Below are 25,452 nucleotides of genomic sequence, written 5' to 3'. Positions count from 1 at the left end.
CCCGACGCATTAGACATTTTCTGATAGAAAGACCACATATTTGCCAACGCGATCCGCGCAAGGGACAAAAATCATGCCCAAAACTGCCGAAATCTTCTTTTCGCCCGCCACACATGGTTTCGTTCGCATAGCCTGCGTAACGCCGAAGGTGCATATCGCAGATCCGGCGACCAACCTGAGCGAACATATCGATCTGGCCGGTCGAGCCGACGACGCCGGCGCCGACCTGATCCTGTTCCCCGAACTCAGCCTGTCGGCCTATGCGCTCGACGACCTGTTCCTGCAACAGGCCTTGCTTGAGGCCGCGCGCCAGGCGGTCGACGGCCTGGTCGCGGCATCGGCCGCCTGGCGCGGCATCGTCGTCGCCGGCGCGCCGCTGAAGATCGGCGACGCCGTCTATAACTGCGCGGTCGTGATCCATAAGGGCGTCATCCTCGGCATCGTCCCGAAGATCTTCCTGCCCAACTACCGTGAATATTACGAAAAGCGCTGGTTTGCCTCGGGCGCGGGCCTGGCCGCCGATTTTGCTTACGGCGCGGGCGCCGCCCCCGTCGCCACCGATCTTGTCTTTCGAGCACAGGGCTTCGATGCCTTTACCTTTGCGGTCGAAATCTGCGAAGACCTCTGGGCGCCCGACACGCCCGGCACCCGGCTAGCCCTGAACGGCGCGCACCTCATCCTGAACCTGTCGGCCTCGCCGGTCGTGGTCGGCAAGTCGCGGGCGCGCAAACGGCTGTGCGCGGCCACATCCGAGCGCCTGATGTGCGCCTATGCCTACAGCGCCGCCGGTCCGGGCGAGTCGACCACCGACCTGTCGTGGGACGGCCAATCCTTGATCTACGAGATGGGCGAGCTGGTCGCCGAGGGCGAGCGTTTCTCGTCCGGCACCGTGACGATCGGCGATATCGATGTCGAGCGGATCGCCCAGGACCGCTTACGCACTGCGACCTTCAATGACGCCCGCCTGAGAGCGTTGCCTTCGGAGGGCAAAGGTCCATCCTTCGCCTGGGCGCCACATAACCTGACCGACTTTTACCGCGCCGTCCCGCGCTTTCCCTACGTGCCGAGCGACCGGGAGCGCCTCGACGAGGACTGCTACGAAGCCTTCAACATCCAGGTCCACGGCCTGATGCAGCGCCTCGAAACCACCGGCACGAAGGCCGTCGTCATCGGTATTTCGGGCGGTCTCGACTCTACCCACGCCGTCATCGTCACCTGCAAGGCCTTCGACCGCCTGGGCCTTCCGCGCGCCAATATCCACGGCTACACCATGCCCGGCTTCGGCACGACGGTGGGGTCCAGGAACGACGCGCTGAAACTGATGCGCGCGCTGGGCATCTCGGCCGAAACCCTCGACATCCGCCCGGCCGCCAAGCGCATGCTGATGGATATCGGCCACCCCTATGCCGAGGGCAAAAAGGTCTACGACGTCAATTTCGAAAACGTTCAGGCCGGGCTGCGCACCGACTTCCTGTTCCGCCTGGCCGGCGAAAAAAAGGGCTTCGTCATCGGCACCGGCGACCTGTCGGAGCTGGCGCTCGGCTGGTGCACCTACGGCGTCGGCGATCATATGAGCCATTACAACGTCAATTGCGGCGCGCCGAAGACGCTGATCCAGCACCTGATCCGCTGGGCCGCCGCCCGGGAGTTCGACGCCCGGACCGGCCGCATCCTCCATTCGGTGCTGGAGCGCGAGATTTCACCGGAACTGGTGCCGGTCGAGGACGGCAAGACGCAGCGCACCGAAGACAAGGTCGGACCCTACGAACTCCAGGACTTCAGCCTCTACTACATCACGCGTTACGGGCTGAAACCGTCCAAGGTCGCCTTCCTGGCCTGGCACGCCTGGAAGGACGCCGCGGCCGGCGGCTGGCCGCCCGATTTCCCGGAAGACAAGCGCCGCGCCTACGCGCTCGGCGACATCCGGCACTGGCTGGAAGTGTTTCTGTGGCGCTTCTTCACGATTTCGCAGTTCAAGCGCTCGGCCATACCGAACGGGCCGAAGCTGATCTCCGGCGGGGCGCTCAGCCCACGCGGCGACTGGCGCATGCCGTCGGACGCCAATGCGAAACTGTGGCTTCAGGAGCTTAGGGACAATGTGCCGGAAACGGTGTGATAATGCCGGTATAGCCGCGCACTACCGTGCGGTCGGACCGGTATGACCGTCCGAAAAGGCGCGATTCGTCAGGCCTTCAGGCTAGGCAAACAGGGTTTATGACCGGTTAATGCGCGGGCTGGACCCGGCGCGCCGTGCCGGCAAAGGCACAGGTGGCACCGTGATAGGACGCGCAGCCGGCATCCTCGGTCACCGTCACCACGGCCCCCTTGCGCGTCAGGCGGATGCTACATTGCGGCAAGGCGTCCCTGGCCGGCACCGTGACCTCAAGCGCGTCGCCGTCGGAGCGCGCCGGCAGGCCCTTGTCCGCCACGCCCAGATCGCCGGTGCAGCCGTCGGCCTTCGCCGTCAGCAGCCACGCGCGATAGGCGCCGGCAAAGCCCGTCACATCTACCATGACATCGCCTTCATACTTGCCCGGCCACGGATCGGGCGCTGCCGGCTGAACCGCCACCGGCGCGGGCGGCGCATCCGCTTCCTGCGGCTTCGAACACGCTGCCAGTACAAGCAGCAGCGAAAGACAGGCTATCCGTTTCATGCCGCGTGTGCCTCCGGAGCGGTGAGCTTCAGTCTGTCGGCCAGCAGCCGCGCCTCGGCGGCGCGGCTCGATCCGGCCCGCCAGACCACGACGATATCACGATAGGCATGATCGGATTTCAAGGGCCGCACGGTCACTTCGTCGCTGCGCACCAGTCCCGCATCGACGGCCATGGCCGGCAGCAGGGAAACGCCCAAACCCGACCCCACCATTTGCACCAAAGTATTGAGAGATGTCGCCGCGAAGCCGCCATTGGGATTGCCGAGCGTCTCGACCCCACCGGTCGGGCCGGTCCACGAACAGGCGGCCAGGGCATGGTCGCGCAAACAATGACCGTCTTCGAGCAGGATCAGTTCCTCACCCTTCAGCGATTCCGGCGCGATACGGTCCTCATGGGCCAACGGATGGCCGCATGGTGTCGCGGCCATGATCTCGTCCTTGCAGACAAAAGCGTGGTCGAGCCCATTCAAATCATACGGCAGGGCGATCACCGCCGCGTCGAGCGCGCCGGCCTTGAGCGAGGCGATCAGACGCGCCGTCTGGTCCTCGCGCAGGAACAGGCGCAGTTGCGGAAAGTCCTCGCGCAGGCGGACCAGCGCCTTGGGCAACAGGAAGGGCGCGACCGTCGGGATGACCCCCAGGCGGAACCGCCCGCTCAGCGGCCGGTTGGCGCCGCGTGCCGCCTCGACCAGGTCCTCGGTCCGCGCCAGGATATCGAGCGCACGCTTCAGCGTCTCCTCGCCCACCGCCGTCAGAATCACCTGCCCGCGTGTCCGGTCGACCAGACGCGCCCCCAGTCCTTTTTCGAGCTCGGCGATCCCCGAAGACAGGGCGGGCTGCGACACGTGCGCGGCCTCGGCCGCCGCCATGAAGCTCTTATGCTCGTCGAGGAGCTTGAGATACTGAAGCTGGCGCAGGGTGGGTAACATGCCCCACATTATAGTAACGCCGGCCCATAAATTCAATTTATAAAAAATTCAAAAACAATTAATTTGAGTTCTACCCCTGTGAGGCGTAAGGCCTCTGCATCGGCACTCCCGGCCGAAAGATATCCAGACAAGGAGACAGATTATGATCGGTGTTGGCGAAACCCTCCCGGACTTCAGCGTCGTCGGTGTGAAGCCCGGCTTCAACCGCCATGAAGAAAACGGCCAGAGCGCTTTCGAGGACGTGACCAAGGCCAGCTTCCCGGGCAAGTGGAAGATCATCTTCTTCTACCCGAAGGACTTCACCTTCGTCTGCCCGACCGAAATCGCCGGCTATGCCCGCCTGGCCCGTGACTTCGAAGACCGCGACGCGGTCGTGCTCGGCGGCTCGACCGACAACGAGCATTCCAAGCTCGGCTGGCGCCGCGACCACAAGGACCTGGACAAGCTGGCCATCTGGCAGTTTGCCGACAACGGTGCCGTCTTCGCCCAGGCGCTCGGCGTCCTTGACCCCAAGGCTCACGTCGCGCTCCGCGCCACCTTCATCCTCGATCCGGACAATGTGGTGCAGCACGTGACCGTCAACGGCCTGAACGTCGGCCGTTCGCCGGAAGAAACCCTGCGCGTCCTCGACGGCCTGCAAACCGACGAACTGTGCCCGTGCAACCGCGCCGTCGGCGGTGAGACCCTGGCTGCGTAAGTCAAAACGGGCCTAGGCCCATCCGAAAAAGGCGGCGCGTTCTTTCCTTTGCGCGCCGCCTTTTTCATGCCTGTAGATAAGGAATAGTCATGTCCATCGATGCCCTCCGCGACCTGATCCCCGCCTATGCCAAGGACCTGTCGCTCAACCTGTCCACGCTGGCCAACGAGACCACGCTCAACGACCAGCAGAAGTGGGGCGCCTTCGTCGCCTGCGCCTACGCGATCGGCGTGCCGGAGGTGGTGCAGAACCTGTCGGCTGCCGCCAGCCTGACGCCGGAAGCGCTGAACGCCGCCAAGGCGGCCGCGGCGATCATGGGCATGAACAATGTCTATTATCGCTCGCTGCACCTGCTGCACAACAAGGAATACGAGACCCTGCGCGCCGGCCTGCGCATGAACATCCTGGCCAATCCGGGCGTCGACAAGGTCGATTTCGAGCTGTGGTCGCTGGCGGTGTCGGCGGTCAACGGCTGCGGCCTCTGTCTCGACAGCCACGAAAAGGTGCTGCGCCAGCACAACGTGACCAATGTCCAGGTCCAGGCCGCCCTGCGCATCGCCGCCGTGGTCAACGCCGTATCGGCCGTCATCCGCGGTGAAAAGGCGGCAACCGCTTAATAGTTCGGCGCGGTCACCGCGATCCCCTGGGCGCGGACGCGATCGAGCGCCCCGCCCCTGCGCAGCAACGGCGCCAGCGGCAGGACGGCCACCGTCTTGCCCGGCGTCGCCAGGGCATCCGTGATGGCATCGACGGCGTCGTCGGTCGCCTGCTCCATCAGGGCCGAGCCCTTGCCCGAACCATCCAGGCAGTCCATCAGGGCCGAGCCGTGATAGTTGGCAAGGACCGTCTTCATATCGCCGGCGACCCAAGCGGCGGCCGTCCTGGGCGCCCGGTCGATATCGAAGTCGATATCGTCCAGCGTGCGTGTCATGCAGGTCCGCTCCGCCGCCGCGTCCATCGCGTTGACATCCTTGAGCACGGGACTGAGCCTGTAGCGCGCCGCCACGCGCACCGGCACGTCCTGGCGGCGCGCCAGGCGGGCGATCGTCTGCACGGGCTCGTCGCCGGTCAGGGCAAGGTGACCGAGCACGTCCTGGCGCAGCCGGGCAGCGGCCCAGACAGGTTTGTCGTGCTGGAAGGCGCGGGTCGACACACCGGCGCGCGCCGCCGTCGTCTCATAACGATTATAGAGATCGGCCGGCAGGACGGATTTCAGGTCCTGGCCGTTCGGCAGTCCCTTCATGCGCATCAGGCTCAGCATGTCGCCGACACCGGCCTTGCCGGCGGGCGGGGTGATCAGCGCCTTGGCGCCCTTCAGGGCGTTTTCGACGCGCTTTGTCTTCCAGCCGAGGTTTTTTGGAAAGACCGGCGGGACACCGATAACGATGACTTCGGAATTGCCCTTCTTCAACCGCCACAGGGCGGGCCCCGACAACTGCGCCGATACGATGACGGGCGTGTCGGTCCATTGCTCGGCGGTCTGCGCCGTCGCGGGGGCGGCAAGGACGAGCATCAGCGCGGGAAGACAGGATTTCAGCATCGAAACGCCCCATATCGCAGCTTCGTCTTCATAATGCAGCGCAGCGAGTCGGGCAACCGGCCCTATGAAATGTTATTGCGGCTGCGAATACCACGGCCCTTGAAAGGCAGATTTCTCCCGCGAGAGCGAGACAATCAGGCTCTCGCCATCGCCGCATCGCAATATATTTACTCGCTGTAAACCGTATTATCAGGATCCGGCAGCACATCCCGGCCCTGTACTATAGTAACCGGCCCGTTAACCACAATAAACCCTGGTAAATGCGGCGAAAATTGGCCGTTAAAAACCTTGTCTTAACCTGAGACGTCCATAGTAACGGGAAAGCCACCCTCAGGAGTTTAAAGACATGCCTCGCCTGAAGACCAAAGCCGTCGAAGCCGCTGAACTCCACGCCGCGCCCGCCCCGGCCGTGGAAGAGAGCAAGATCGCGCTGGTTGGTGATGGCCAGACGGTCGAAGCCGTGCCCTCCCCGGCCCTGACCCTGCAAAACGACCTGTACCGCAGCTTCGAAATCTCGGGCCTGCCGCCGCTCGACACCGACAATATCGAGGTCAGGAAGATTCCGATCGCCTGGACCCTGGTCGGCCTGACCGTGATCTGCGGCGCCTTCTGGGCGGGTGTCTGGTCGCTGTTCGCGTAACGAACGCGTCATCCAAAATTCATCTGTTCGCTGCACCGCAGCGAATTGACAACCGCCATCATATGAGAAACTGTGCGCCCCGCCGGGGATCATGGAGCCGTATGATGAAGACCGCTTTATTGACGGGCGCAGCCGCCGTTTTCGCGGCCTGCACCCTGGCGGGCAGCGCCCTTGCCGAGCAGACGCCGCTTTCCCGCCTCGAAGCCTTCAACTGCCAGAAAACAGCCGTCCACGAAGGTCAGACGATCGATCTGACCGGCGCGACGATGACCTTTTCCGACGATTTCGATACGCCCGACATCGCGCGCGACGGTGGTCGGGGCAAGTGGTACACCAGCGTCCACGGCGGCTTCGGCGGCGCCCGCTTCCTCGACTACCGCAAGGACGACGACACCTTCCAGTTCAGGGACGGCATGCTGACCATCCGCATGCAGAACCGTGACGGCCGGTGGACATCCGGCCTGATCCAGTCGGTCGATTCCCACGGCCAGGGCTTCGCCCAGACCTACGGCTATTTCGAGATGCGCGCCAGGCTGCCGCAGGGCGCGTCCAACTGGCCGGCCTTCTGGCTGAAGACCGTCAACCAGTTCACCGCCCCGTCCGAAACCCGCACCGAGATCGACGTCTTCGAGGGCTATGGCGGGGGCGATCCCAACGGCTTCCACTTTTCGGTCCACCTGTGGCCGGCCGAAAAACCCGATCCGTCCAATGTCGTGACCAAGCACTGGGGCAAGTCCTGCTACCGCAAGATTCCCGACGGGCTGTTCGACGGCCAGTTCCACCAGTTCGGCATCCGCACGACGCCCGACTGGGTGATCGTCTATTTCGACCGCCAGGAAATCATGCGCTTCGAATCCCTGCCGGAATTCCAGAAGCCGATGTTCATCCTGGCCAACCTGGCCTACAGCTCGGCTGAAAAGCGCACGGACATGACGCCGTCCGACATGGTCATCGACTATATCAAGGTGTGGACCCTGCCGGACGACCCCACGCAGTCGCCAAACCCGTAAGAAGGACATGCTGGCGCTTGTTATACGTCCGGCTTCCCCTTTCCGTCACGCGCTTCGCTCGCACCACCTTCCCCGGTTACGGGGAAGGTGGCTACCCTAGATCGTTGTGATTTTAGGCGGAAGCAGTATTAGGCGTGGCAGCGTTCTCCCCCTTCCGTCTGGCTCGGCTTGGCGCCGATCCAGCCACCTTCCCCGTAAACGGGGAAGGAAGGGAGTTAAACCATCTAATTCCTTCCCCGTTTACGGGGAAGGTGGCGCGAGCGGAGCGAGTGACGGAAGGGGGGAGCCCAACGCGTCACAAATGCTGCCGCTTCAAGCAAAAGTCATAGTGCTCTAAGCCTTGGCGAAGGGTAGACGGAAGGGGCATTGCATAGGTTCGACCTAAAGCAAAACCTTCAAACCTCAGGCAATCTCGTAGTCGAAAACGTAGCTGTGCTTGCCGTCGGCGATGACGATCTGCATCGTGCCGGTGAGCTCGGTCAATTCATCCGTACCGGAATCCGGAATGACGTGGATGACAAGTGTGCCCTGCCCCCGCGTCATCGTCCCCGAATGCTGGATGTAGAAGCTGCCGGCCCGGCCGTCGAGCGTGCCCGTGACCTTTTCGATGGCGACATAGCCGGCCGAACCCGGCGTGGCCGTGCCCGCGCTCAGCATCTCACCGATGCCGGTGGCGTCGAGCGCGCCATGATACTGCTTGTCGAGCGCATGACGTCCCAGCAGACCCTCGGCCTTGCCGTGTACCGCCTCGGGCGCCCGCTTGACGTCGAACAGCCCTTCGGCGCGAGGCATCAGGCTACGTCCTCGATGCCGCCGTCGCCGCTTTCCAGCCGGTCCATGATCGCCACCGGCGCCGCCGGATGGATGACGGTTTCCGCCGTGGTCGACTGACCGGCGCCGCTCTGGTTCGGCAGGTGGATCTTGAAGCTGGCGCCCTCGTTCGGTTCGGATTCGAGCGTGATCCAGCCTTCATGCAACTCAACCAGCGCCTTGACTAGGGCCAGGCCAAGGCCCGGACCGCCGCGCTCGCGCCCGACATAGCGGTCGAAGATGTGCGCCTGCATGTGATAGGGAATGCCGCGGCCGGCGTAGGAGACTTCCAGCTCGAGATTGTCGCCGTCCTTGGTGGCCTTCAGGCGCACCGCGCCGCCGTTCGACGCATTGCGGATGGCGTTGCCCAGCAGGTGTTCCAGGCATTGGCCAAGGCGGCGCGCGTCGACACGGATCATGCCGGATTCGCGAACGCCCGTGTAGTCGAACTGTACGCCGCGCGCCTTGAAGGCCTCGGCCTGGCGGGCGCCGGCTTCGGCGACAACGTCGAGCAAACGGACGTCCGACAGGGTGATCGACATTTCGCCGGCGTCGATCTGCGCCATGTCGAGCACGTCGTCGATCGAGCGCGCCAGTTCCTGCGCCGCCGACTGGATCGATTCCAGATAGGCGCGCTGCTTGGGATCCTGGCCCTTGTTCTGGGCGTGCAGCAGGTCGGCATAACCGACGATGGTGGTCAGCGGCGTACGCAGTTCGTACGACACGTTGGCGACGAAGTCGCGCTTCAGGCGGACCGACTCGTTCAGCGCCTCGTCGCGGGCCTCGATGGCCTTTTCCAGCTGGCGGGTCGCCGTGATGTCGGAAAACGCCACCAGGGTCGCGCCGTCCGGCAGGGGCTGGGTGCGCCACTGCGCCAGGCGGCCATCCGAGATGCGGACCTCGCCCGACTGCGGCGCGCGCGCCAGCGGATCGGTGTCGGTGATGCGCGCCTTGAGCTCGGACCAGAAGCCGCGGTCGTGGACCAGCGGCAGGCACATCTCGGAAATCTCGGCGAAGTCGGCGATGGCGCCGATGTCTTCGCCGCGCAGGTTCCAGAACTTTTCGAACGACAGGTTGCGCAGGCGGATGCGGCCGTCGCTGCCGAACACCGACACGGCGTCGTTGAGCTGGTCGAGTGTCGCCTTCTGCACCTGGATCAGGGCGTTGAACTGCGCCTTGAGCTTGAGTTCGCCCGTCTTGTCGCTGAACAGGATCAGCAGGCCACCCAGCGGATGCGGCTGGCGCACGACGCGCATCGAGCGGCCGTCGGGGAGGGTCCACATCTCGTCGTCGGCGGTGTGCGTCAGGCCGTAGAATTCGAGTTCGCGCGCCTTGAAACCCGCATAGTCCGAGGTTTCGGGCGAGCGGCGCTTCTGGCGCAGGCGATCGAGCCATTCGCCATGCGTCGGCCGTTCCGCCAGCCAAGCCGGTTCCAGGTCCCACAGCTTTTCGAAAGCCAGGTTGTGGAACATCAGCTGCTTTTCGGGGCCGAAGATGGCGACGGCGTCTTCGAGGGCATTCAAGGTTTCGTCGTGCGCCTTGGCGTGGCGCTTCAAGGCTTCGCGGCTGTCCTCGGCCTCGGTGACGTCGATGGCGTAGGCGCAGGTATAGGCGTCGTTGAGCGGCTCGGCGATGATGTGGAAAGAGCGGCGCTGACCGCCGACCGTCAGCCAGCGATAGCCTTCGCGCCGGCTGCGGCTGTCGATCGCCTCGGTCACCATGGCGTCGGCCGTGCGGTCGAGGCTGATATTGTCCTTCAGGGCGGCGTCGAGGCTGGGAGCATCGACCGCCTTCAGCCAGGCATCGTTGGCCCATACCATGCGGCCGTCGCGCGCGCAGATCCAGCACGGCGCCGGCAGATGCTCGGCCATCTGGGCGAACGGGCCCGACGACAGCGACGCCTTGCCACCGGCGATGGCCAGGCGGATCCAGGCCGTGGCGCCCGACGACTTGCCTTCGACGACCAGGGTGACGCCCGGCGTGGCGGTAACCACGGAGCCCGAGCCTTCGGCGAAAACCTCGAAGCGGCACGAGCGGCCCTCGGCGATCAGGCGCTTCAGGCCCATGGCGGCTTCGGGCGAGGTCTCGCCCAGCGCCTCGACGACGCGCGGCGCGAAGTCGGCATCGGCGATATTGCGCAGGCCCAGCGCCTGGGCACAGTGTTTCAGGGTTTCGTCGCCCCACACCAGGCGGACGGCATCGCCTTCGACGGCGAGAAAGGCTTCGTCGAAGGCCGAGGTGGCGGCGTCGAGCTCGCTCAGCATCGTGTCCTTGACGCCGAGATCGGTTTTCAGGGCATCGCGCGAGGAGGTCAGCCGGCGGCGCATGCGCCAGGCGAGATAGGTGGTGGACAGGGCCAGCGTCATGGCGCCGGCTGCCGCCGTATAGGCTATCGACTCCATCGCCATGTGTACGCCTGCTCCAAACTCCAACCGAATCAAGTCTAACGGTTAACTATAAAGCAGTTTGGCTTCGGACGGGACAAAAAAGAGCAACACCCCGTTTACGTCAGGTTGAGCGCGCGGGCGACGAGGTAGGAATAGATATAGCTGACGACGCCCGGAACCAGGGCGCCGGCCATCAGGACGGCGATAGCGATCTGCGGCGCACCGAAGATCGCGCCCGCAATGGCAGCCAGCCCGCCCAGCATGAACAACGGCCCGGCGAAGCGATGCGTCCTGTCCCAGACGCGTTCGTCGGCCAGCGCCCACGGCGTCCGGATGCCCATGATATAGTTGCGCCGCGTCTTGGGCAGGTAATTGCCCATGACAAGCAGCAGACCGCCGACGCCGAGGGTCGCGACACGAATATGATCGATCTCGACGCCCTTCGCCGTCAGGACAAGCATGACCTGGATGCCGGTCAGAAGCGCAAAGGTCGCCAGCATGACGGCGCCGTACGCCGCGCACGACCGCTCCAGATTGGCCGATTTCGGCATAAGGGCCGGCACGATCCACACCAGAGCCACCATCATGACCACCGCCATGCCGGGCAGGACCATAAGCCCCATATCGCGCGGCATGAAGCCGTTGGCTGCGCCGTCGCTGCCGAAATGCACGGCGATGGCGCCCTCCGGCAGGGTCATGTGTCCCCACAGGCCGATGCCCGCCATGACCAGGCACAGGACGGGTATCAGGATCTTCTCAGTTTTCAGGAACATGACCGGCCTCCCCGGGGTCCGCCTTGCGTTCAAGACCGACCCTGAACGCATTCATCAGGCCAAAGATGGCGTCTTCCAGCACCGAAGTGTTCAGCCGGTAGATCAGGCTGGTGCCCTGGCGCGTGACATCGATCAGCCCCGCCGCCTTGAGCACGTTGAGATGCCCAGACAGGGTCGGCTTGGCGACCGAAACGTGGTTGGACAGGTCGCCGGCATTCATCTCACCGTCGCGCAGCAGTTCAAGGATGCGGCGGCGGGTCGGATCGGCAAGGGCTTTGTAGACTTCGGACATGACACCTTCTTTGTTAATTTGGAAAATAACAAAATAAAGGATTGGCGTCAAGTGACCGAGCATGGCGATTGCATCGCACCGGGCCACGCTTTAGGATGCATCGGATCAAAACGTGAACGACAATGACCCTGCCCCTTTACCCTATTGCCAGTGACGGACACGCCGCGCTCGAAGCCCTGCGCAGCGGCGAAACCCATCGTGCCGCGCGCGAACGCGAAGCCGAGGGTCTGGCGGGCGGTCCGGTCGTCTTCGTCACCCAGTCGCTGGGGCCGCTGTTCGACAGCGAGGCCGAGGCGAAAAAGGTCTACGCTTCGGTGCTCGACGACAGCAAGGTGTGCGTGCTGACCTGCCGCATCGCGGTGCCGCCGCCGCGCAAGCACGCGCCGATGCAGCCGGTCTTCGCCGACGGGGTACGCTGGCCCAAGGCGGACAAGGCGCCGCACGCCATCTGGCAATTGTCGGTCAGCTACTGGAAGCGCCTGCCGCCGCCCCGCCAGGCCCATGGCGATGCCGCGCCCGGCCAGCAGGCGCGGACCCTGCGCCGATCGCGCAAGGCCTACGAGCTGACGCCCGAGCAGATCCTGGCCCTGACGGAAACACCGCTGCAACCGGCACGCCCGCAGAAGGCGCTCGACTTCGGTCTGTTCGACTTCATCCCGCCCGACAATCCGGGCATCGTCATCGCGGACGAATAATTATTTCGGCGCGCGCTTGGCCAGAATGCGCTGAAGCGTCCGGCGATGCATGTTGAGACGACGGGCCGTTTCCGACACGTTCTGGCCGCACAGGGTGTAGACGCGCTGGATATGCTCCCAGCGCACGCGGTCGGCCGACATGGGATTTTCCGGCGGCGGAGGCGCATGGTCCTCGACCGCCAGCAGCGCGCGGGCGACATCGTCGGCGTCGGCGGGCTTGGACAGATAATCGATCGCGCCCGACTTCACCGCCTGGACCGCCGTGGCGATATTGCCGTAGCCGGTCAGCATGATGGCGTGGGCGTCGGGCCGTCGGGCGTGCAGGGCCTCGATCGCCTTCAGGCCGCTGCCGTCTTCCAGCCGCATGTCCATGACCGCGAAGGCCGGCGGCGCCTTTGCGATGATATCGAGCGCCTGGTGCACGCTCTCCGCCATGGTCACCGCGAAGCCCCGCTGTTCCAGGGCGCGCGCCAGCCGGTTGCGGAAGGGCGCATCGTCGTCCATCAGCAGCAGGGAGCGGTCGCTTAAAGCCTCCAGCCTGGCCGCGATGGCGGCCCTCAGGTCGCCGGCCGCCAGTTCATGCCCTTCATCGCTCATCGTCGTCTCCGATCCGGTATGGATCATCCGCCCGCGCGGATTTGATCTGCCGCAATGCGCGCCGGAGATCCGGGGCTATTGCGCGTTCCGGTCATACAAAATATCGATCCGGTCCCGCCGCCACAAGGCCTTGACGTAGGCGCCGCCCTCGTCGCGATTGCCGAACGTCACCCGGGCCCCGGTATGTTCGCACAGGGTCTTGGCGATGAAGAAGCCGAGTCCCATGCCGGAATGGCTTTGTCCGGAAGGCTTTGCGCCCTCCCCCGACCACGACGCGCCATAGACCCGCGACGAGATGTAGGGCTCGCCCAGCCGCGACAATATGTCCGGCGCGAAACCCGGACCGTCGTCCTCGATCCGGAGGCTGACATAGGCCCGCGTGACTTCGACGCGGACCAGGACAGCCGACCTGGCGAAATCGCTGGCGTTTTCGACGAAGGCCGACAGGGCGTGCAGCCATTCCGGCCGCCGCCGGATACGCAACGCCTGCCCCGCATCGACGCCGTCCGGCGCGTCATAGGCCTTGATCGCGATATCGATGCGCTTACCTTTGTCCGTATACGGAGCAACGGCGCTGGCCAGGAAATCCCGCAGGGTGGTTTCGTCGAATACGGAATCGCTGCGCTCGGGCCGCGCCGACAGGTTTTTCAGGATGTCGCGGCAGCGCTGGCTTTGCGACACCAGCAGTTCGGCGTCCTCATACAGCGGATCGTCGCGTTTCAGGCTGTGCAGCATTTCCTTGGCCACGACCTGGATGGTGCCGAGCGGCGTGCCCAGCTCGTGCGCCGCCGCCGCCGCCAGGCCGCCCAGCGCGCTCATGCGGTGTTCCTGTTCCAGCACGGCCTGGGTGGCGGCCAGGGCCTGCTCCATGCGCGCCGATTCCAGCGAGGCCTGCCACGAATAGCCGGCCGTGAAGACGATGCCGAGAAGCAGCGCCACCAGCATGCCGATGCGGTAGATTTCGGGCAAGGCAAAGGCCTCTCCCGCGATCCACGGCAGGTCCAGCGACCAGAAGGCCAGGACGAAGCCCGACGCCATGCACACGCCGACCACGATCATGCCGAAGCGCGTCGGCAGGTTGGCCGCGGCGATGGTGGCCGGCGCCACAAGCATAAGGCAGAACGGATTGTTGAGCCCGCCCGTGATTCCGAGCAGCGCCGCCAGCTGCGCGGCGTCGAAACCGAGCTGCAGGGCGGCTTCCCAGTCGCGCAGGCGCTGGGCGTCCTGGCGCCCGAAGGCCAGCGCCAGGTTCAGCCAGACCGACGCCATGATGATGGCCACGCACAACCAGATATGGATATGGAATCCGAAGGCACAGGACACCATGAAGACCATGGCGCTCTGGCCCGCTATGGCCAGCCAGCGCAGCAGGACCAGGGTGCGCAGGCGCAGGTGATCGCGCGGCCCGATGACGCTCAGCGACGATCTGTCGCCGTTGAAAAAGGCGCTGAGGCGGTCTAGGGTCCGGACCGGCATGGAAAGCCCCTTGAAAGTGGCACGACTCCGCCTTTTACCGCCCCGCGACGGACTGGCATAGATGACAAAACTACGCATGGCGATCATCGCCGCCGCCTTCATCCTGCTGGCAGGACTGGCCGGATGGAGCTGGTACAGCACGCTCAGGAGCCCGCAGATGACGTCCGAGGCCGACCCGGCCGCCGTGGCGCGCATCGGCGGCGCCTTTACCCTGGTCGACCAGGACGGCAAGCCGGCCGACCAGTCGCTGCTCAAAGGCAAATGGACCGCCGTCTTCTTCGGCTACACCTACTGTCCCGACGTCTGCCCGCTGACCCTGCAATCGCTGGCGCGGACGAAAAAGGCGCTGGGCGCCGATGCGGACAAGCTTCAGATCGTCTTCATCACCGTCGATCCGGCGCGCGACACGCCCGCCAACCTCAAGGCCTATCTGAAAAGCGGCGGCTTTCCCGAAGGCGTCATCGGCCTGACCGGCACGCAGACGCAGATCGACACAGTCGAAAAGGCCTACGGCGTCACCGCCGTCAAACAGGGCAGCGGCGATAGCTACAGCTACAGCCACTCGGCCGTCATCTACCTGATGAATCCCGCCGGCAAGTTCGACTCGCCGCTGGGTGAGGACCTGCCGGCCGACAAGAGCGCGAAGATCATCCGCGACACGATGAACAGCTATCGCGGATAGGCGCCGCCGAATGCTGGACATCCGCCGGGACGACCCGACCGCGCCTTACGTGGCAGGCTTGCTGAACCACCATCTCGAAGAGCTGCGCAGTGTGATGGCCGAACACGCCTTCGCGCTCGACGCATCGGGACTGTCTGCATCCGACGTGACCTTCTGGACCGCCTGGCGCGGGGATAAACTGGCCGGATTTGCCGCGCTGAAAGCCCTGGACGCAACGCACGGCGAGGTGAAATCGATGCGCGCCGCCCCGGCTGCGCGCGGTACAGGTGTCGGCCGCGCCCTGCTCGAGCAGGTCATCGCCGAAGCCCGGCTGAGAGGCTACACCCGCCTGAGCCTGGAAACCGGCACCGCCGCACTGCATGCCCCGGCGATCGCGCTCTACCGCCGGGCGGGCTTCGTGACCTGCGGCGCCTTCGCCGATTACCAGCCAAGCCCGCACAACCAGTTCATGCGGCTTGAGCTCGCGTAATTCTACCGCGTCCTTATGCCGGGGCTGCGCAGCCATGCGGTGTTTTTATCGCCATGAGCCTAGTCTCGAAGCCAAAGGAGACAGCCATGCCCAATACCACTATCGATCCGCTGACCGGCCAGGAACCGAATGGCCCGATCGGCCAGGACGACCGCTACGACACCGACATCGGCACTGCGGACGACGCCGGCGGCAACAATGCCGACACGATCAAACAAGCCGGTGACGATGTCGATGCCGGCGACGCCGAGGACCCGGAAGGCAACAATCCGAACGATACCGGCGAGGACGAAACGGTGCCCGAGGCATCGCACGTCTGACGTGGGACCGCCTCTATCCCGGATAGGGCTGGTCGGGACGGAAGAAGAGGCCCAGTTTCAGGCTTTCGCCGATACGGTGGGCGCGCACCATGAAGTATTCGACGGCCTCTTCGCCGGGCGCGATGTCGCGCAGGGTCTGCTCGAACAGGTAGAGCCACTGGCCGAAATGCGCCGGTTCGATCGCCGGCACACGCATGTGCGCCTGCATCGGCCGCCCGGAATAGACGCCGGCATTGAGCGCGACCGATTCCCAGAATTGCTTGAGCCTGGCCAGATGATCCGGCCAGTCGTCGACGGCGCCGTTGAACACGGGACCCAGCTGCGGGTGTTCGCGCACCCGGGCATAGAAGGTATCGACCAGGGTCGAGATAAAGGCTTCGTCGACGCCGATCGCGGCAGCGTCTTCGCGGACCTTCTGGCGCGCGGCGAGGGCATGAGGGGACGTCATAAACTGTACTCCTGAGGTCTTTTCAGCTCAGACGCCGCATGGCTCGCCGCATCGGCGGCGGCAGGCAGTCGCCCTTGCCAACGGCGCGAGCGCCGTTGGAGACTATAGGCTTTCCGGCAGCGCATGTCCTGCGGCGAAAGGTCTCTTGTTCCGCCACCATTCGCACACATTGTTTCCTTATTGACGACTTTTTAGCGTCGCACCGTCTTCTCAACGGAGAATCAGTGCCATGCGTCACCAACCGCCTTTCAGCGCCCACAATATCGCCTATGAGATCGATGCCGACTATATCGATGGCGCCGCCTGCGACTGCGCGATCTGCCGTCCGCACGGCACCCTGGTCGCCTTCCTGTCACGCGACCCTCTCACGCTGAAGGACGGTTCTCCCTCGCATCGCTTCAATCGCTTCCGGCTCAGCCACCGCTTCTGCTCGACCGAGCCGGCGCCCAACACCTTGAACAGACTGCCGAATCCGGCGGGTATAGGGCTTAAGGTGAGATAGCCTAAACCCGGGAAACAGTAACCATCGCTTTATTTCATACGGGCAAACTCCTAGATAAGAGCCTCGTTAGGAAGTATTCGCGATGTTAGCCCTCCCCCTGTCCTGGCCGCTGGAAAACCGTCGGGTTGTCCTGATCGGCGCCGGCGCGTGGCTGGTGCGCAAGGTCAACCTGCTCAAGCGGACTCCGGCCGAGGTCGTCGCCTTCCAACCCGCCGAACAATCCGTTCTGGAAGGCGTCGCCGCAAGTCACGCCCGCTGGCCCGAAGCTGCGGACCTTAACGACGCCGCCCTGGTCGTCGTGGCGTTCGAGGATCGCGCCCTGGCCGAAAGGGGCGCGGCCCTTGCCCGCACATCGCGCGCGCCGCTGAACGTCGTCGACTATCCCGACCTCAGCGATTTTCATTTCCCGGCCATCATCGACCGTGGCCCGATGAGCATCGGCGTCGCCACCGGCGGCACCGCGCCCGTTCTGGCCCGCGAAACGCGCACGCGCATCGAAGCCGCCGTCCCCCCGTCCGAAACCTCGGTCGCCGAATTCGCCCTGGCGCTCAGCGCGCCCCTGCGCACGGCTATCCCCGATGTCGACGACCGCCGCCGCTTCTGGGAAGCCGTCCTGAAATCGCCCGCCGCCGAACTGGCGCGCCGTGGCCAGGTCGCCGAAGCCGTCGAATTGGCCCTGCAAGGGGTCGAGACCCGCGCCGAACGCCAGGGTGTGGTGCACCTGGTCGGCGCCGGCCCCGGCGACCCCGAACTGCTGACGCTTAAGGCGCTGCGCCTGCTGTCCGAAGCCGACGTCATCGTCTACGACCGCCTGGTCGGCGACGCCATCATGGACCTGGCGCGCCGCGACGCAGAACGCTTCTATGTCGGCAAGGCGCGCTCCAACCACTCGGTGCCGCAGGACCAGATTCACGACCTGCTGGTCGAACAGGCCCGCCTGGGCAGGCGCGTCGTGCGCCTGAAGGGCGGCGATCCCTTCGTCTTCGGGCGGGGCGGCGAGGAGGTCGAAGCCCTGCGCGAAGCCGGCATCGAGGTCCACGTCACGCCCGGCATCACGGCGGCGCTCGGCTGCGCGGCGTCGAGCGGCGTGCCGCTGACCCACCGCGACCACGCCCAGAGCGTCACCTTCATCACCGGCCACGCCAAGGATGGCGACAGCGGAAATTCGCCGCTGATGCTCGATTGGTCGGCGCTCAGCGCTTCCAATCACACCCTGGTCGTCTATATGGGTGTCGCGACCTCGGCCGAGATCGCCGACAAGCTGATGCGCCATGGCCGCCTGCCCGAAACCCCGGTCCTGGTCGTCGAAAACGGCACGCGCGCCGATGAAACGCGCCGCCTCACCTCGCTGGGATCGCTCGACGCCACCATTACGGCGGCCCCGCCCAGGGGCCCTGCCCTGCTGATCATCGGCGAAGTCGCCGCCCTTTACCACGACGATGCGGCCGCAGTCGCCGGCATCGTAGAAACCGCTTCAAGGATGAATGCATGAAACTGTTGACCGCCAATCGCCTGCAGGACGGCCTGACCGTCTGGTACAGCGGCGCCGGCTGGGTTGAGGACGGCGCCAAGGCCGCGGCCCTGGCCGACGAAGTGGCCGATACGCTGCTCATCGAATGGAAGCTGCGCGAAACCGAAGTGGTGGCGCCCTATCTCATCCCGCTCACCGACACGGGTACGCCGGTCCAGCGCGAACACGTCCGTGAATTCGTCCGTGCCAACGGCCCGACCATCGGCCAGACCGCCGACGCCCTGTCCAAGGCGTTCAACCGCGCCGACATTTTCGAGAACTGATCATGTACGCCTACGACACTTTCGACCACGCCTTCGTGCGCGACCGCAACCGCGAATTCGCCGATCAGGTCGCCCGCCGCCTCAGCGGTGAGCTGACCGAGGACCAGTTCAAGCCGCTGCGGCTGATGAACGGCGTCTACCTGCAACTGCACGCCTACATGCTGCGCATCGCCGTGCCGTACGGCGTGCTGTCGTCGCGCCAGGTGCGCAAGCTGGCCCATATCGCGCGGACCTACGACCGCGATTTCGGTCACTTCACCACGCGCCAGAACCTGCAATTCAACTGGATCAAGCTGGCCGAGGTGCCGAAGATCCTGGAAGAGCTGGCCGAGGTCGAGATGCACGCCTTGCAGACCTCGGGCAACTGCATCCGAAACACCACGACCGACCAGTTCGCCGGGGCTGCCCAGGACGAGCATTCCGACCCGCGTCCGTGGGCCGAACTGATCCGCCAGTGGTCGTCGAACCATCCGGAATTCAGCTTCCTGCCGCGAAAGTTCAAGATCGCCATCACCGGCGCCGACAAGGACCGCGCCGCCATCCGCGTGCACGATATCGGCCTGCACCTGAAACCCGAAGGCTTCGACGTCTATGTCGGCGGCGGCATGGGCCGGACGCCCAGCCTGGGCCATTGCATCCGCACCGGCCTGCCGGGCGAGCACCTGCTGAGCTATCTCGAAGCCGCCCTGCGCGTCTACAACCGCTATGGCCGCCGCGACAACAGCTACAAGGCCCGGATCAAGATCCTGGTCGCCGCCCTGGGCCCCGACGAATACAAGCGTCAGGTCGAGGAAGAATGGTCGCGCATGGACAAGAGCAAGATCGACGCGCCCCAGGCCGAAGTCGATCGCCTGAAGACCTTCTTCCCCGATCCGGCCTTCACCACGGCGGCGTTCGACGAGACCGCCTTCGAGCGTGCCCGCACGGCCGACGCCGCCTTCGCCCGCTGGATCCGGAACAATACCCACGCCCACAAGCGCGATGACCACGTGTCGGTGACCATTTCGCTGAAGCCCACGGGCCTGCCGCCCGGCGACGCGTCGTCGGCGCAGATGGACGTCATGGCCGACGTCGCCGACGCCTTTGCCTATGGCGAACTGCGCGTCAGCCACGAGCAGAATATCGTCCTGCCGCACGTCGCCAAGAACGACCTCTATGCGCTCTATACGCGCCTCGACGCCGTCAACCTGTCGAGCGCCAATGTCGGCAAGATCACGGACATGATCGCCTGCCCGGGCCTCGACTACTGCTCGCTGGCCAATGCGCGTTCGATCCCGCTGTCCCAGGAGATCTCACAGCGCTTCGAAGACGCCAACCTGACGGACAAGATCGGCGATCTGCAGATCAAGATATCAGGCTGCATCAATGCCTGCGGCCACCACCATGTCGGCCACATCGGCATCCTGGGCGTCGACAAGCAGGGCATCGAATTCTACCAGATCCTGCTGGGCGGCCGCGCCGATGAAAAGGCCGCGCTCGGCCAGATCACCGGCAAGGGGCTGCCCGCCGAGGCCGTCCCCGCCGCCATCGAGCGCGTGGTGCAACTGTATCTCCAGCTGCGCACCCACGACACCGAACGTTTTATCGATACCCTGGAGCGCGTCGGCCGTGATGCCTTCGCGGAGGCCCTGCATGAACCTGCCTAAGCCCAATTCGTCCTACGAGCCCGCCCTGGTTACCCGCGCCGGCGACGTCATGCCCAATGGCTGGCAGCTGCTGGCCGACGAGGACACGACCGGCGCCGACGGCCCGCATGTCCTCGGTTTCGAGCGCGCCTTGCGCGATCTCGACGGCCTGAACGGTCATTACGGTGTGCGCATCAATCCCGGCGACGACGTGCGCCTGCTCGAGCCCTTCCTCGAAAAGATCACCCTGATCGAGGTCGCCTTCCCCGGCTATCGCGACGGCCGCGGCTATTCCACGGCCCGCATCCTGCGCGAGGACCTGGCGTTTACCGGCGCCATCCGCGCCGTCGGCGATGTGCTGCGCGACCAGCTCTTCATCATGATGCGCTGCGGCTTCGACGAATTCCTGGTCAAGGACCGGGATCCGGCGGGCGCCATCGCGGCGGCGGCACAACGCTTTTCCACTACCTATCAGGGCGCGGCCGACACGGCCCGCCCGGTCTGGGCCCAGCGCCACGGAATCGGCGCCTGAAAGGCATATTGTTATGACGGTCTTGATTGATATCGTGAAAGACCAGGCGCGTTCGGAAAACGGTCAGCGCGCCGCGGCGCTCAGCGCCAAGTATGAGACCATGACGCCGCAGGACATCCTGCGCGACGCCATCCGCAACGAATTCTTCGGCGACATCACCCTGTCGTCGTCCTTCGGCGCGGATTCCGCCGTGCTGCTGCACATGGTGTCGGAGATCGATCCGAACCTGCCGGTGCTGTTCCTCGACACCGACCGCCACTTCTTCCAGACGCTGCAATACCGCGACGAGTTGAAGGCGAAGCTTGGCCTGCAAAACCTGGTCGTGCTCAAGGCCGACGAGACGGAGGCGGCCACCGAGGACGCCAAGGGTACGCTGTGGCGCACCCATCCCGACGCCTGCTGCGACCTGCGCAAGGTTCGGCCATTGAACCGGGTCATGGAGCGTTACGGCGCCTGGATTTCCGGCCGCAAGCGCCACCAGAGCAGCACGCGCGCCAACCTGCCCATCGTCGAATGGGACGGCAAGCACTTCAAGGTCAATCCCCTGGCCAAGTGGACGCAGGCCGACCTGGACGCCTATTTCGCCCAGCACGACCTGCCGCCGCACCCGCTGGTCGAGCAGGGCTTCCCGTCGATCGGCTGCTTCACCTGCACCAAGCCGGTCGAGCAGGGCCAGGACGCGCGCTCCGGCCGCTGGGCCGATTCCGAAAAGGTCGAGTGCGGCATTCACAACCCGATCTACGGCGGCGAAGGGATTTAAGGTTCCTTCTACACGCGCACAAACACGAAGACCCTCCGATCGCTCGGAGGGCCTTTCATAAATGGCGTGTGGCTTTGCAATCTGTCCCGTGTCGAAAGACCGGGTTGCCGTGCCCTGGCGCCGGGTCGCCCCGTGACAAAAGTCCGGGGAGTGAATACGGGTCATTTCCCGTGAAATAAGCATAGTAAAAATCGGGCCCGGCCGCTACTCACGACTGCTCACAAGACCGCGATCAGGCTGCCTTGCGGTTGCGCGGCACGCCCATGCGTCGCCGGGCCGGCGCCGCTTCGCGTTCGGACCGGGTCGCCATGGCAAAGCCGGTGCCGAGAAGCATGGCGACATACAGGCTGAGCGACGTTTCCTGAAAGGCATAATCGGTCAGGCCGTGGATCAGGAAGACGAGATAGGCGAACAGCATGGCCCACAGGCGGTCGCCCATGCGCTTCTTCTTGATGGCGCCGGCGAACAGGGTTCCGAGGACGGCGAGATTGAGAACGACCAGGGCGCCGATACCGACGAAGCCGGTCTCCTCGAACCACTGCAGATAGACATTGTGCGCGGCCCGTACGGCCCACAGGGCAGGATAGGTGTCGGCCGTGACGACGCTGTTGTTGATGGTGATGAACGACCCCAGGCCCCAGCCCATGACAGGGTGCTTCATGCCGGCGGCCGCGTGCGCGGCAAATAGCATCTGGCGGGTGTCGATATCGGCCTGCAGCTTGACCAGGCGGTCGACCATGGTGAAGGACGACAGCTTCAGGACGACGGCGACCGCCGCGGCGACGGCGATAAGGCCGCCGGCGAACAGCGGCAGGGATATGCGGCGGCGGAACATGACCATGGTCAACCCGGCCAGGGCGGCGGCGGTCGCCAGCCAGCCCGACCGCGACAGGCTCATGATCAACGCCGTGGCGCAGACCGCGAATTCGATGATGTAGAGCGGATCGATGCGTTCGAAGAACTCATGGCGGTCCGACAGGATGAAGCGGCTGAGTGTGCGGCCCCAGGCCAGCACGGCCAGCGAGCCGAACAGGGTCGCGGCGCTGTTGGGCGAGGTAAAGGCGGCTGCCAGCCGCCGCGGATCGCCGATCTTGGCGACGCCGTAGATGGCATAGGGATCGATGGCCTGCATCAGGATGGCGAAGATGGCCCACAGGGTGCCGCCGGCCAGGATGGCGTCGACGATCCGGCGGGCACCGTCATTGTCGGAACACAGCCGCACCCCGGCCAGGAAGGCGCAGGCCAGGCCCATAAGCTTGAGGAAAGCGGTGACGAAGGCGGACAGGTCGAAAACGGAGCGCGAGTCGACGACCGGCTCCAGCACGATCACGGCGCAGAACAGCACGAAGACCGCGGCGATCAGCCCCAGGGCGGGCTGCGCGAGCCGCTGATCCGCCTTGCGGCTCGGCAGGAGCCACAGGACAGCGGCAAAGAGCGCCCACAGGGCCGACAGTACCAGGGAGCACAAGGGCTGGTCGGATCCGCGAACGGCAAAGCCCAGGATCAGGAGCGCGGCATACAGGCCGGGCGCGGCCCATATCTTCAACGCGGGCGGAAGCGTCATCATATCCCCTTGGTATCGCAGAAAAGACAAAGGCCGCCGGGTCACGGCGGCCTCTGTTCCTATTCGGTGTAGTACTTCTTGTACTGCTTGTAGTAGTAGCCGCTGTCGCCGTAACCATACTTGGTTTGCTCGCGGACATCGACCTGGGTCAGGACCACGCCGCCGATGCGGGCGCCGGTGTCTTCCAGCAGGCCGATCGAGGTGCCGACCGCCTTGCGCTGGGTCTTTCGCCAGCGGACCAGCATGGCCACGATGTCGGCCTTGCGCGCCAGAATGCGGGTGTCGGACACGGCCAGGACGGGTGCGGTGTCGAGGATGACCAGGTCGAACTTCTTGCGCAGGTCGTCCAGCAGCTTGTCCATCACCGGCAGACCGAAGACGTCCTTCGGCGTGTAGGCGCTGGGGGCCAACGGCAGGAAGCTGGCGCCGGAGGCTTCGTCCTTGACAAGGACGTCCTCAAGCTTGGCGCTGCCGGCCAGCACTTCCAGAAGGCCGACTTCGACGTCGCGGCCGATGAAGGCGTTGATCGAACGGCGGCGCAGGTCGCAGTCGACGATGACGACCGACTGGCCCGACAGGGCCGCGGTGCGGGCCAGACAGACCGAGGTCGTGGTCTTGCCTTCGCCCGGCAGGGACGAGGTCACCGCGACGATCTTCACCTGTTCGCCGAGGCGCGTGTACAGCAGCGAGGCGCGCAGACTGCGGAAGCCTTCGGCAAAGACCGACAGCGGCTTTTCGACGACATAGTCGGTCGGCGAGGTCTTGACCGACTTGTCCACGGTCGAGGCCAGGCTGGCGACGCCGGCGAGGTAGGGTTGCCCCAGGACCTGCTCGACGTCCTGACCGGTCGTCAGGCCGCTGTCGAGGGCGCGGCGCGTAAGAACCGCGGCGGCCGCGATACCGAGGGCGCCCATGAAGCCGATGGCGAGCGTCATCGGGACCTTGGGCGCGCTGGGTGAGCCCGGCAGGGTTGCCGTCGACACGATGCGCGCATCGGTCTTGTCCAGACCGGCCTGCGACGAGGTCTGCTTGAAGCGGTCGAGATAGGACTGGTAGAGGCTCGACACGGCATCGGCGTTGCGTTGCAGTTCGTTGAGCTTCACCGAGGCCGTATTGTTGCTGGCAAGCGCGCCGCGGGCCTGGTTGACCGAGCCGGCCAGCGAGCCGGCGCGTTGACGCTGAATCTGCGCCTGCGCTTCCAGGTTGGACATGATGCGCTTGATTTCCGCCTGAATCTGGCTGTCGATGTCATCCATCTGACGCTTGGACTTCACGATATCCGGGTGCAGGGGGCCGTACTTGGTTTCGAGGTCGGCCAGGTGGGCGCTGACCTGGGCGCGCTGGGCGCGCAGATCCTTGATGACCTGCGAATTCAGGGCTTCACCGACGTCGTCGCCCTGCGAACCGCCAGCCAGCTGGCGCTTGGCGACCGCCAGGCGGGCTTCGCTTTCGGCCTGGTCGACCTTGACCGTGGCCAGTTGCTGGTTGAGCGTCGAGATTTCCGTCTGGGCAATGGTGGTGTCGCCTGCCGTGGCCATCAGGCCGTTGGCGATCTTGTACTGCTGGACGGCGGTTTCGGCCTGTTCGACCTGGACCTTGAGGTCGGCGAGACGCGAATTCAGCCAGTCATTGGCTTCCTTGGTCGCCTGGTACTTGGTTTCAAGCTGCTGCGACAGGTACAGGCGCGCCCATTCGTTGGCGATCTTCTGGGCCTTTTGCGGCGAGGTCGAGGTCGCGTAGATGGCGATGATCCGCGTCAGGCCCTGGCGCTGGACGAAGATGTGGCCGATGGCGGACTGGACGATCGAATCGTGCAGACGCGAGCGTTGCTCCGGCGTCAGCTGGTCCATCGGGACCGGCTTGTCGTGGAACATCTTCGGCTTGAGGTAGCCGTTGAATTCGGGGTCTTCGTCGAGCTTCAGCGACGTGACGACACGGTCGGCCAGGGCGTTCGAATACAGCACCTGGACTTCGGTATCGATGGTGGTCGTGTCGGGCGGCAAGCCCGACAGCACGTCCTGATCCGGCGCGGCATTGATCTGCCGCGGGTCGATCATGACGCTCGAGGTCGCCGTATATTGCGGCGCCTTGGTCAGGATCGGCAGGACGATGGCGATAAAGGCAAGGACAAAAATTGCCGCGAAAAACCGGCTGAAGCGCCGGAAATCCGCGATGATGGCGTTGAGGTCAACCGCCTGGAACAGGCGGGCGCCGCTTTGTGTGTCTTCGGGAGCGTGTTGTGTAATAATGTTCATA

The 25,452-nt window shown here is 65.0% G+C and carries 27 protein-coding genes; 15 read left to right on the top strand and 12 right to left on the bottom strand.

Annotated elements, in window-relative coordinates; translation table 11 throughout:
* Window positions 1-73: 73 nt before the first annotated feature.
* Window positions 74-2,116, top strand: coding sequence for an NAD(+) synthase (locus AB8717_RS00675; protein ID WP_443749101.1), 2,043 nt, complete (start codon window positions 74-76; stop codon window positions 2,114-2,116).
* Window positions 2,117-2,222: 106 nt separating this feature from the next.
* Here the strand turns inward: AB8717_RS00675 and AB8717_RS00670 are convergent, their stop codons facing one another.
* Both AB8717_RS00670 and AB8717_RS00665 read right to left on the bottom strand, forming a co-directional pair.
* Window positions 2,223-2,654, bottom strand: coding sequence for a hypothetical protein (locus tag AB8717_RS00670; RefSeq protein ID WP_443749100.1), 432 nt, complete (start codon window positions 2,652-2,654; stop codon window positions 2,223-2,225).
* A complete protein-coding gene (locus tag AB8717_RS00665; RefSeq protein WP_443749099.1) occupies window positions 2,651-3,583 on the bottom strand; it encodes a hydrogen peroxide-inducible genes activator in 933 nt (310 codons plus the stop codon). Before AB8717_RS00665 ends, AB8717_RS00670 begins: the two co-directional genes overlap by 4 nt.
* 142 nt (window positions 3,584-3,725) lie before the next feature.
* Here AB8717_RS00665 and AB8717_RS00660 point away from each other — a divergent pair, with 142 nt between their 5' ends.
* Window positions 3,726-4,280 (top strand): peroxiredoxin, encoded by a 555-nt coding sequence (locus tag AB8717_RS00660; RefSeq protein ID WP_443749098.1) that lies wholly within the window; start codon window positions 3,726-3,728, stop codon window positions 4,278-4,280.
* Between the two features lie 89 nt (window positions 4,281-4,369).
* Window positions 4,370-4,897 (top strand): carboxymuconolactone decarboxylase family protein, encoded by a 528-nt coding sequence (locus tag AB8717_RS00655; RefSeq protein WP_443749097.1) that lies wholly within the window; start codon window positions 4,370-4,372, stop codon window positions 4,895-4,897.
* On the opposite strand, the gene AB8717_RS00650 is transcribed toward AB8717_RS00655, so the two are convergent.
* Window positions 4,894-5,820: a TraB/GumN family protein gene (locus AB8717_RS00650; RefSeq protein WP_443749096.1), complete on the bottom strand. Its 927-nt coding sequence runs from the start codon at window positions 5,818-5,820 to the stop codon at window positions 4,894-4,896. The genes AB8717_RS00655 and AB8717_RS00650 overlap by 4 nt on opposite strands.
* Before the next feature lie 346 nt (window positions 5,821-6,166).
* Here AB8717_RS00650 and AB8717_RS00645 point away from each other — a divergent pair, with 346 nt between their 5' ends.
* Window positions 6,167-6,460, top strand: coding sequence for a hypothetical protein (locus tag AB8717_RS00645; RefSeq protein ID WP_443749095.1), 294 nt, complete (start codon window positions 6,167-6,169; stop codon window positions 6,458-6,460).
* A gap of 104 nt (window positions 6,461-6,564) precedes the next feature.
* Entirely contained in the window at window positions 6,565-7,470 is a 906-nt protein-coding gene (locus tag AB8717_RS00640; RefSeq protein WP_443749094.1) for a glycoside hydrolase family 16 protein, read from the top strand.
* 402 nt (window positions 7,471-7,872) lie between these two features.
* On the opposite strand, the gene AB8717_RS00635 is transcribed toward AB8717_RS00640, so the two are convergent.
* The 4 genes from AB8717_RS00635 to AB8717_RS00620 all read right to left on the bottom strand — a co-directional run bounded on the left by AB8717_RS00635 (window position 7,873) and on the right by AB8717_RS00620 (window position 11,732).
* Window positions 7,873-8,262 carry a DUF3224 domain-containing protein gene (locus tag AB8717_RS00635; RefSeq protein WP_443749093.1) on the bottom strand — a complete coding sequence of 130 codons (390 nt, stop codon included), beginning with the start codon at window positions 8,260-8,262 and terminating at the stop codon, window positions 7,873-7,875.
* Complete coding sequence (locus tag AB8717_RS00630; RefSeq protein WP_443749092.1) at window positions 8,262-10,688, bottom strand: ATP-binding protein; 2,427 nt, start codon at window positions 10,686-10,688, stop codon at window positions 8,262-8,264. The genes AB8717_RS00635 and AB8717_RS00630 overlap by 1 nt, the downstream gene beginning before the upstream one ends.
* A gap of 95 nt (window positions 10,689-10,783) precedes the next feature.
* Window positions 10,784-11,440, bottom strand: a complete 657-nt coding sequence (locus AB8717_RS00625) for an SdpI family protein (protein ID WP_443749091.1) — start codon at window positions 11,438-11,440, stop codon at window positions 10,784-10,786.
* Entirely contained in the window at window positions 11,424-11,732 is a 309-nt protein-coding gene (locus AB8717_RS00620) for an autorepressor SdpR family transcription factor (protein ID WP_443749090.1), read from the bottom strand. The genes AB8717_RS00625 and AB8717_RS00620 overlap by 17 nt, the downstream gene beginning before the upstream one ends.
* Before the next feature lie 122 nt (window positions 11,733-11,854).
* Here AB8717_RS00620 and AB8717_RS00615 point away from each other — a divergent pair, with 122 nt between their 5' ends.
* Window positions 11,855-12,427: a hypothetical protein gene (locus AB8717_RS00615; RefSeq protein ID WP_443749089.1), complete on the top strand. Its 573-nt coding sequence runs from the start codon at window positions 11,855-11,857 to the stop codon at window positions 12,425-12,427.
* On the opposite strand, the gene AB8717_RS00610 is transcribed toward AB8717_RS00615, so the two are convergent.
* Together AB8717_RS00610 and AB8717_RS00605 are read right to left on the bottom strand one after the other, a co-directional pair.
* Complete coding sequence (locus AB8717_RS00610) at window positions 12,428-12,931, bottom strand: ActR/PrrA/RegA family redox response regulator transcription factor (RefSeq protein WP_443750833.1); 504 nt, start codon at window positions 12,929-12,931, stop codon at window positions 12,428-12,430.
* A 168-nt stretch (window positions 12,932-13,099) separates the two neighbouring features.
* Window positions 13,100-14,500, bottom strand: a complete 1,401-nt coding sequence (locus AB8717_RS00605; protein ID WP_443749088.1) for an ActS/PrrB/RegB family redox-sensitive histidine kinase — start codon at window positions 14,498-14,500, stop codon at window positions 13,100-13,102.
* Window positions 14,501-14,561: 61 nt separating this feature from the next.
* Between AB8717_RS00605 and AB8717_RS00600 the strand changes: the two genes are divergently transcribed.
* The 3 genes from AB8717_RS00600 to AB8717_RS00590 all read left to right on the top strand — a co-directional run bounded on the left by AB8717_RS00600 (window position 14,562) and on the right by AB8717_RS00590 (window position 15,971).
* Entirely contained in the window at window positions 14,562-15,182 is a 621-nt protein-coding gene (locus AB8717_RS00600; protein WP_443749087.1) for an SCO family protein, read from the top strand.
* 10 nt (window positions 15,183-15,192) lie between these two features.
* Window positions 15,193-15,651 carry a GNAT family N-acetyltransferase gene (locus AB8717_RS00595; protein ID WP_443749086.1) on the top strand — a complete coding sequence of 153 codons (459 nt, stop codon included), beginning with the start codon at window positions 15,193-15,195 and terminating at the stop codon, window positions 15,649-15,651.
* Window positions 15,652-15,737: 86 nt separating this feature from the next.
* Window positions 15,738-15,971: a hypothetical protein gene (locus AB8717_RS00590; protein WP_443749085.1), complete on the top strand. Its 234-nt coding sequence runs from the start codon at window positions 15,738-15,740 to the stop codon at window positions 15,969-15,971.
* A 13-nt stretch (window positions 15,972-15,984) separates the two neighbouring features.
* Here the strand turns inward: AB8717_RS00590 and AB8717_RS00585 are convergent, their stop codons facing one another.
* Entirely contained in the window at window positions 15,985-16,419 is a 435-nt protein-coding gene (locus tag AB8717_RS00585; RefSeq protein WP_443749084.1) for a group III truncated hemoglobin, read from the bottom strand.
* Between the two features lie 229 nt (window positions 16,420-16,648).
* On the opposite strand from AB8717_RS00585, the gene AB8717_RS00580 reads away from it, so the two are divergent.
* From AB8717_RS00580 to AB8717_RS00555, 6 genes are all read left to right on the top strand, one after another.
* Window positions 16,649-16,921, top strand: a complete 273-nt coding sequence (locus AB8717_RS00580; protein WP_443749083.1) for a hypothetical protein — start codon at window positions 16,649-16,651, stop codon at window positions 16,919-16,921.
* A gap of 82 nt (window positions 16,922-17,003) precedes the next feature.
* Window positions 17,004-18,413: a siroheme synthase CysG gene (cysG, locus tag AB8717_RS00575; RefSeq protein ID WP_443749082.1), complete on the top strand. Its 1,410-nt coding sequence runs from the start codon at window positions 17,004-17,006 to the stop codon at window positions 18,411-18,413.
* The gene (locus tag AB8717_RS00570) at window positions 18,410-18,715 is read left to right on the top strand and encodes a DUF2849 domain-containing protein (RefSeq protein ID WP_443749081.1); all 306 of its coding nucleotides are present in this window, start codon (window positions 18,410-18,412) and stop codon (window positions 18,713-18,715) included. The genes cysG and AB8717_RS00570 overlap by 4 nt, the downstream gene beginning before the upstream one ends.
* 2 nt (window positions 18,716-18,717) lie before the next feature.
* Window positions 18,718-20,361, top strand: a complete 1,644-nt coding sequence (locus tag AB8717_RS00565; protein WP_443749080.1) for a nitrite/sulfite reductase — start codon at window positions 18,718-18,720, stop codon at window positions 20,359-20,361.
* Window positions 20,348-20,872 (top strand): DUF934 domain-containing protein, encoded by a 525-nt coding sequence (locus AB8717_RS00560; RefSeq protein WP_443749079.1) that lies wholly within the window; start codon window positions 20,348-20,350, stop codon window positions 20,870-20,872. Before AB8717_RS00565 ends, AB8717_RS00560 begins: the two co-directional genes overlap by 14 nt.
* Before the next feature lie 13 nt (window positions 20,873-20,885).
* Window positions 20,886-21,632: a phosphoadenylyl-sulfate reductase gene (locus AB8717_RS00555; RefSeq protein WP_443749078.1), complete on the top strand. Its 747-nt coding sequence runs from the start codon at window positions 20,886-20,888 to the stop codon at window positions 21,630-21,632.
* Window positions 21,633-21,864: 232 nt separating this feature from the next.
* Here the strand turns inward: AB8717_RS00555 and AB8717_RS00550 are convergent, their stop codons facing one another.
* Complete coding sequence (locus tag AB8717_RS00550) at window positions 21,865-23,196, bottom strand: O-antigen ligase family protein (protein WP_443749077.1); 1,332 nt, start codon at window positions 23,194-23,196, stop codon at window positions 21,865-21,867.
* Between the two features lie 59 nt (window positions 23,197-23,255).
* Complete coding sequence (locus AB8717_RS00545; RefSeq protein ID WP_443749076.1) at window positions 23,256-25,451, bottom strand: GumC family protein; 2,196 nt, start codon at window positions 25,449-25,451, stop codon at window positions 23,256-23,258.
* Between the last annotated feature and the right edge of the window lies 1 nt (window position 25,452).

This window comes from Asticcacaulis solisilvae, from assembly GCF_052327315.1.
Classification (GTDB): domain Bacteria; phylum Pseudomonadota; class Alphaproteobacteria; order Caulobacterales; family Caulobacteraceae; genus Asticcacaulis; species Asticcacaulis solisilvae_B.
This window is presented reverse-complemented; position numbering and strand designations above follow the sequence as displayed.

What these genes read in the sequence shown, in the direction of transcription:
- AB8717_RS00595 (WP_443749086.1), top strand. Translation starts at nt 15,193, where the DNA reads ATGCTGGACATCCGCCGGGACGACCCGACCGCGCCTTACGTGGCAGGC.
- AB8717_RS00560 (WP_443749079.1), top strand. Translation starts at nt 20,348, where the DNA reads ATGAACCTGCCTAAGCCCAATTCGTCCTACGAGCCCGCCCTGGTTACC.
- AB8717_RS00665 (WP_443749099.1), bottom strand. Translation starts at nt 3,583, where the DNA reads ATGTTACCCACCCTGCGCCAGCTTCAGTATCTCAAGCTCCTCGACGAG.
- AB8717_RS00605 (WP_443749088.1), bottom strand. Translation starts at nt 14,500, where the DNA reads ATGCCGGTCCGGACCCTAGACCGCCTCAGCGCCTTTTTCAACGGCGAC.
- AB8717_RS00645 (WP_443749095.1), top strand. Translation starts at nt 6,167, where the DNA reads ATGCCTCGCCTGAAGACCAAAGCCGTCGAAGCCGCTGAACTCCACGCC.
- cysG (WP_443749082.1), top strand. Translation starts at nt 17,004, where the DNA reads ATGTTAGCCCTCCCCCTGTCCTGGCCGCTGGAAAACCGTCGGGTTGTC.
- AB8717_RS00610 (WP_443750833.1), bottom strand. Translation starts at nt 12,931, where the DNA reads ATGGACGACGATGCGCCCTTCCGCAACCGGCTGGCGCGCGCCCTGGAA.
- AB8717_RS00630 (WP_443749092.1), bottom strand. Translation starts at nt 10,688, where the DNA reads ATGGCGATGGAGTCGATAGCCTATACGGCGGCAGCCGGCGCCATGACG.
- AB8717_RS00635 (WP_443749093.1), bottom strand. Translation starts at nt 8,262, where the DNA reads ATGCCTCGCGCCGAAGGGCTGTTCGACGTCAAGCGGGCGCCCGAGGCG.
- AB8717_RS00590 (WP_443749085.1), top strand. Translation starts at nt 15,738, where the DNA reads ATGCCCAATACCACTATCGATCCGCTGACCGGCCAGGAACCGAATGGC.
- AB8717_RS00555 (WP_443749078.1), top strand. Translation starts at nt 20,886, where the DNA reads ATGACGGTCTTGATTGATATCGTGAAAGACCAGGCGCGTTCGGAAAAC.
- AB8717_RS00585 (WP_443749084.1), bottom strand. Translation starts at nt 16,419, where the DNA reads ATGACGTCCCCTCATGCCCTCGCCGCGCGCCAGAAGGTCCGCGAAGAC.
- AB8717_RS00670 (WP_443749100.1), bottom strand. Translation starts at nt 2,654, where the DNA reads ATGAAACGGATAGCCTGTCTTTCGCTGCTGCTTGTACTGGCAGCGTGT.
- AB8717_RS00640 (WP_443749094.1), top strand. Translation starts at nt 6,565, where the DNA reads ATGAAGACCGCTTTATTGACGGGCGCAGCCGCCGTTTTCGCGGCCTGC.
- AB8717_RS00565 (WP_443749080.1), top strand. Translation starts at nt 18,718, where the DNA reads ATGTACGCCTACGACACTTTCGACCACGCCTTCGTGCGCGACCGCAAC.
- AB8717_RS00650 (WP_443749096.1), bottom strand. Translation starts at nt 5,820, where the DNA reads ATGCTGAAATCCTGTCTTCCCGCGCTGATGCTCGTCCTTGCCGCCCCC.
- AB8717_RS00570 (WP_443749081.1), top strand. Translation starts at nt 18,410, where the DNA reads ATGAAACTGTTGACCGCCAATCGCCTGCAGGACGGCCTGACCGTCTGG.
- AB8717_RS00675 (WP_443749101.1), top strand. Translation starts at nt 74, where the DNA reads ATGCCCAAAACTGCCGAAATCTTCTTTTCGCCCGCCACACATGGTTTC.
- AB8717_RS00615 (WP_443749089.1), top strand. Translation starts at nt 11,855, where the DNA reads ATGACCCTGCCCCTTTACCCTATTGCCAGTGACGGACACGCCGCGCTC.
- AB8717_RS00625 (WP_443749091.1), bottom strand. Translation starts at nt 11,440, where the DNA reads ATGTTCCTGAAAACTGAGAAGATCCTGATACCCGTCCTGTGCCTGGTC.
- AB8717_RS00580 (WP_443749083.1), top strand. Translation starts at nt 16,649, where the DNA reads ATGCGTCACCAACCGCCTTTCAGCGCCCACAATATCGCCTATGAGATC.
- AB8717_RS00620 (WP_443749090.1), bottom strand. Translation starts at nt 11,732, where the DNA reads ATGTCCGAAGTCTACAAAGCCCTTGCCGATCCGACCCGCCGCCGCATC.
- AB8717_RS00600 (WP_443749087.1), top strand. Translation starts at nt 14,562, where the DNA reads ATGACAAAACTACGCATGGCGATCATCGCCGCCGCCTTCATCCTGCTG.
- AB8717_RS00550 (WP_443749077.1), bottom strand. Translation starts at nt 23,196, where the DNA reads ATGACGCTTCCGCCCGCGTTGAAGATATGGGCCGCGCCCGGCCTGTAT.
- AB8717_RS00545 (WP_443749076.1), bottom strand. Translation starts at nt 25,451, where the DNA reads ATGAACATTATTACACAACACGCTCCCGAAGACACACAAAGCGGCGCC.
- AB8717_RS00660 (WP_443749098.1), top strand. Translation starts at nt 3,726, where the DNA reads ATGATCGGTGTTGGCGAAACCCTCCCGGACTTCAGCGTCGTCGGTGTG.
- AB8717_RS00655 (WP_443749097.1), top strand. Translation starts at nt 4,370, where the DNA reads ATGTCCATCGATGCCCTCCGCGACCTGATCCCCGCCTATGCCAAGGAC.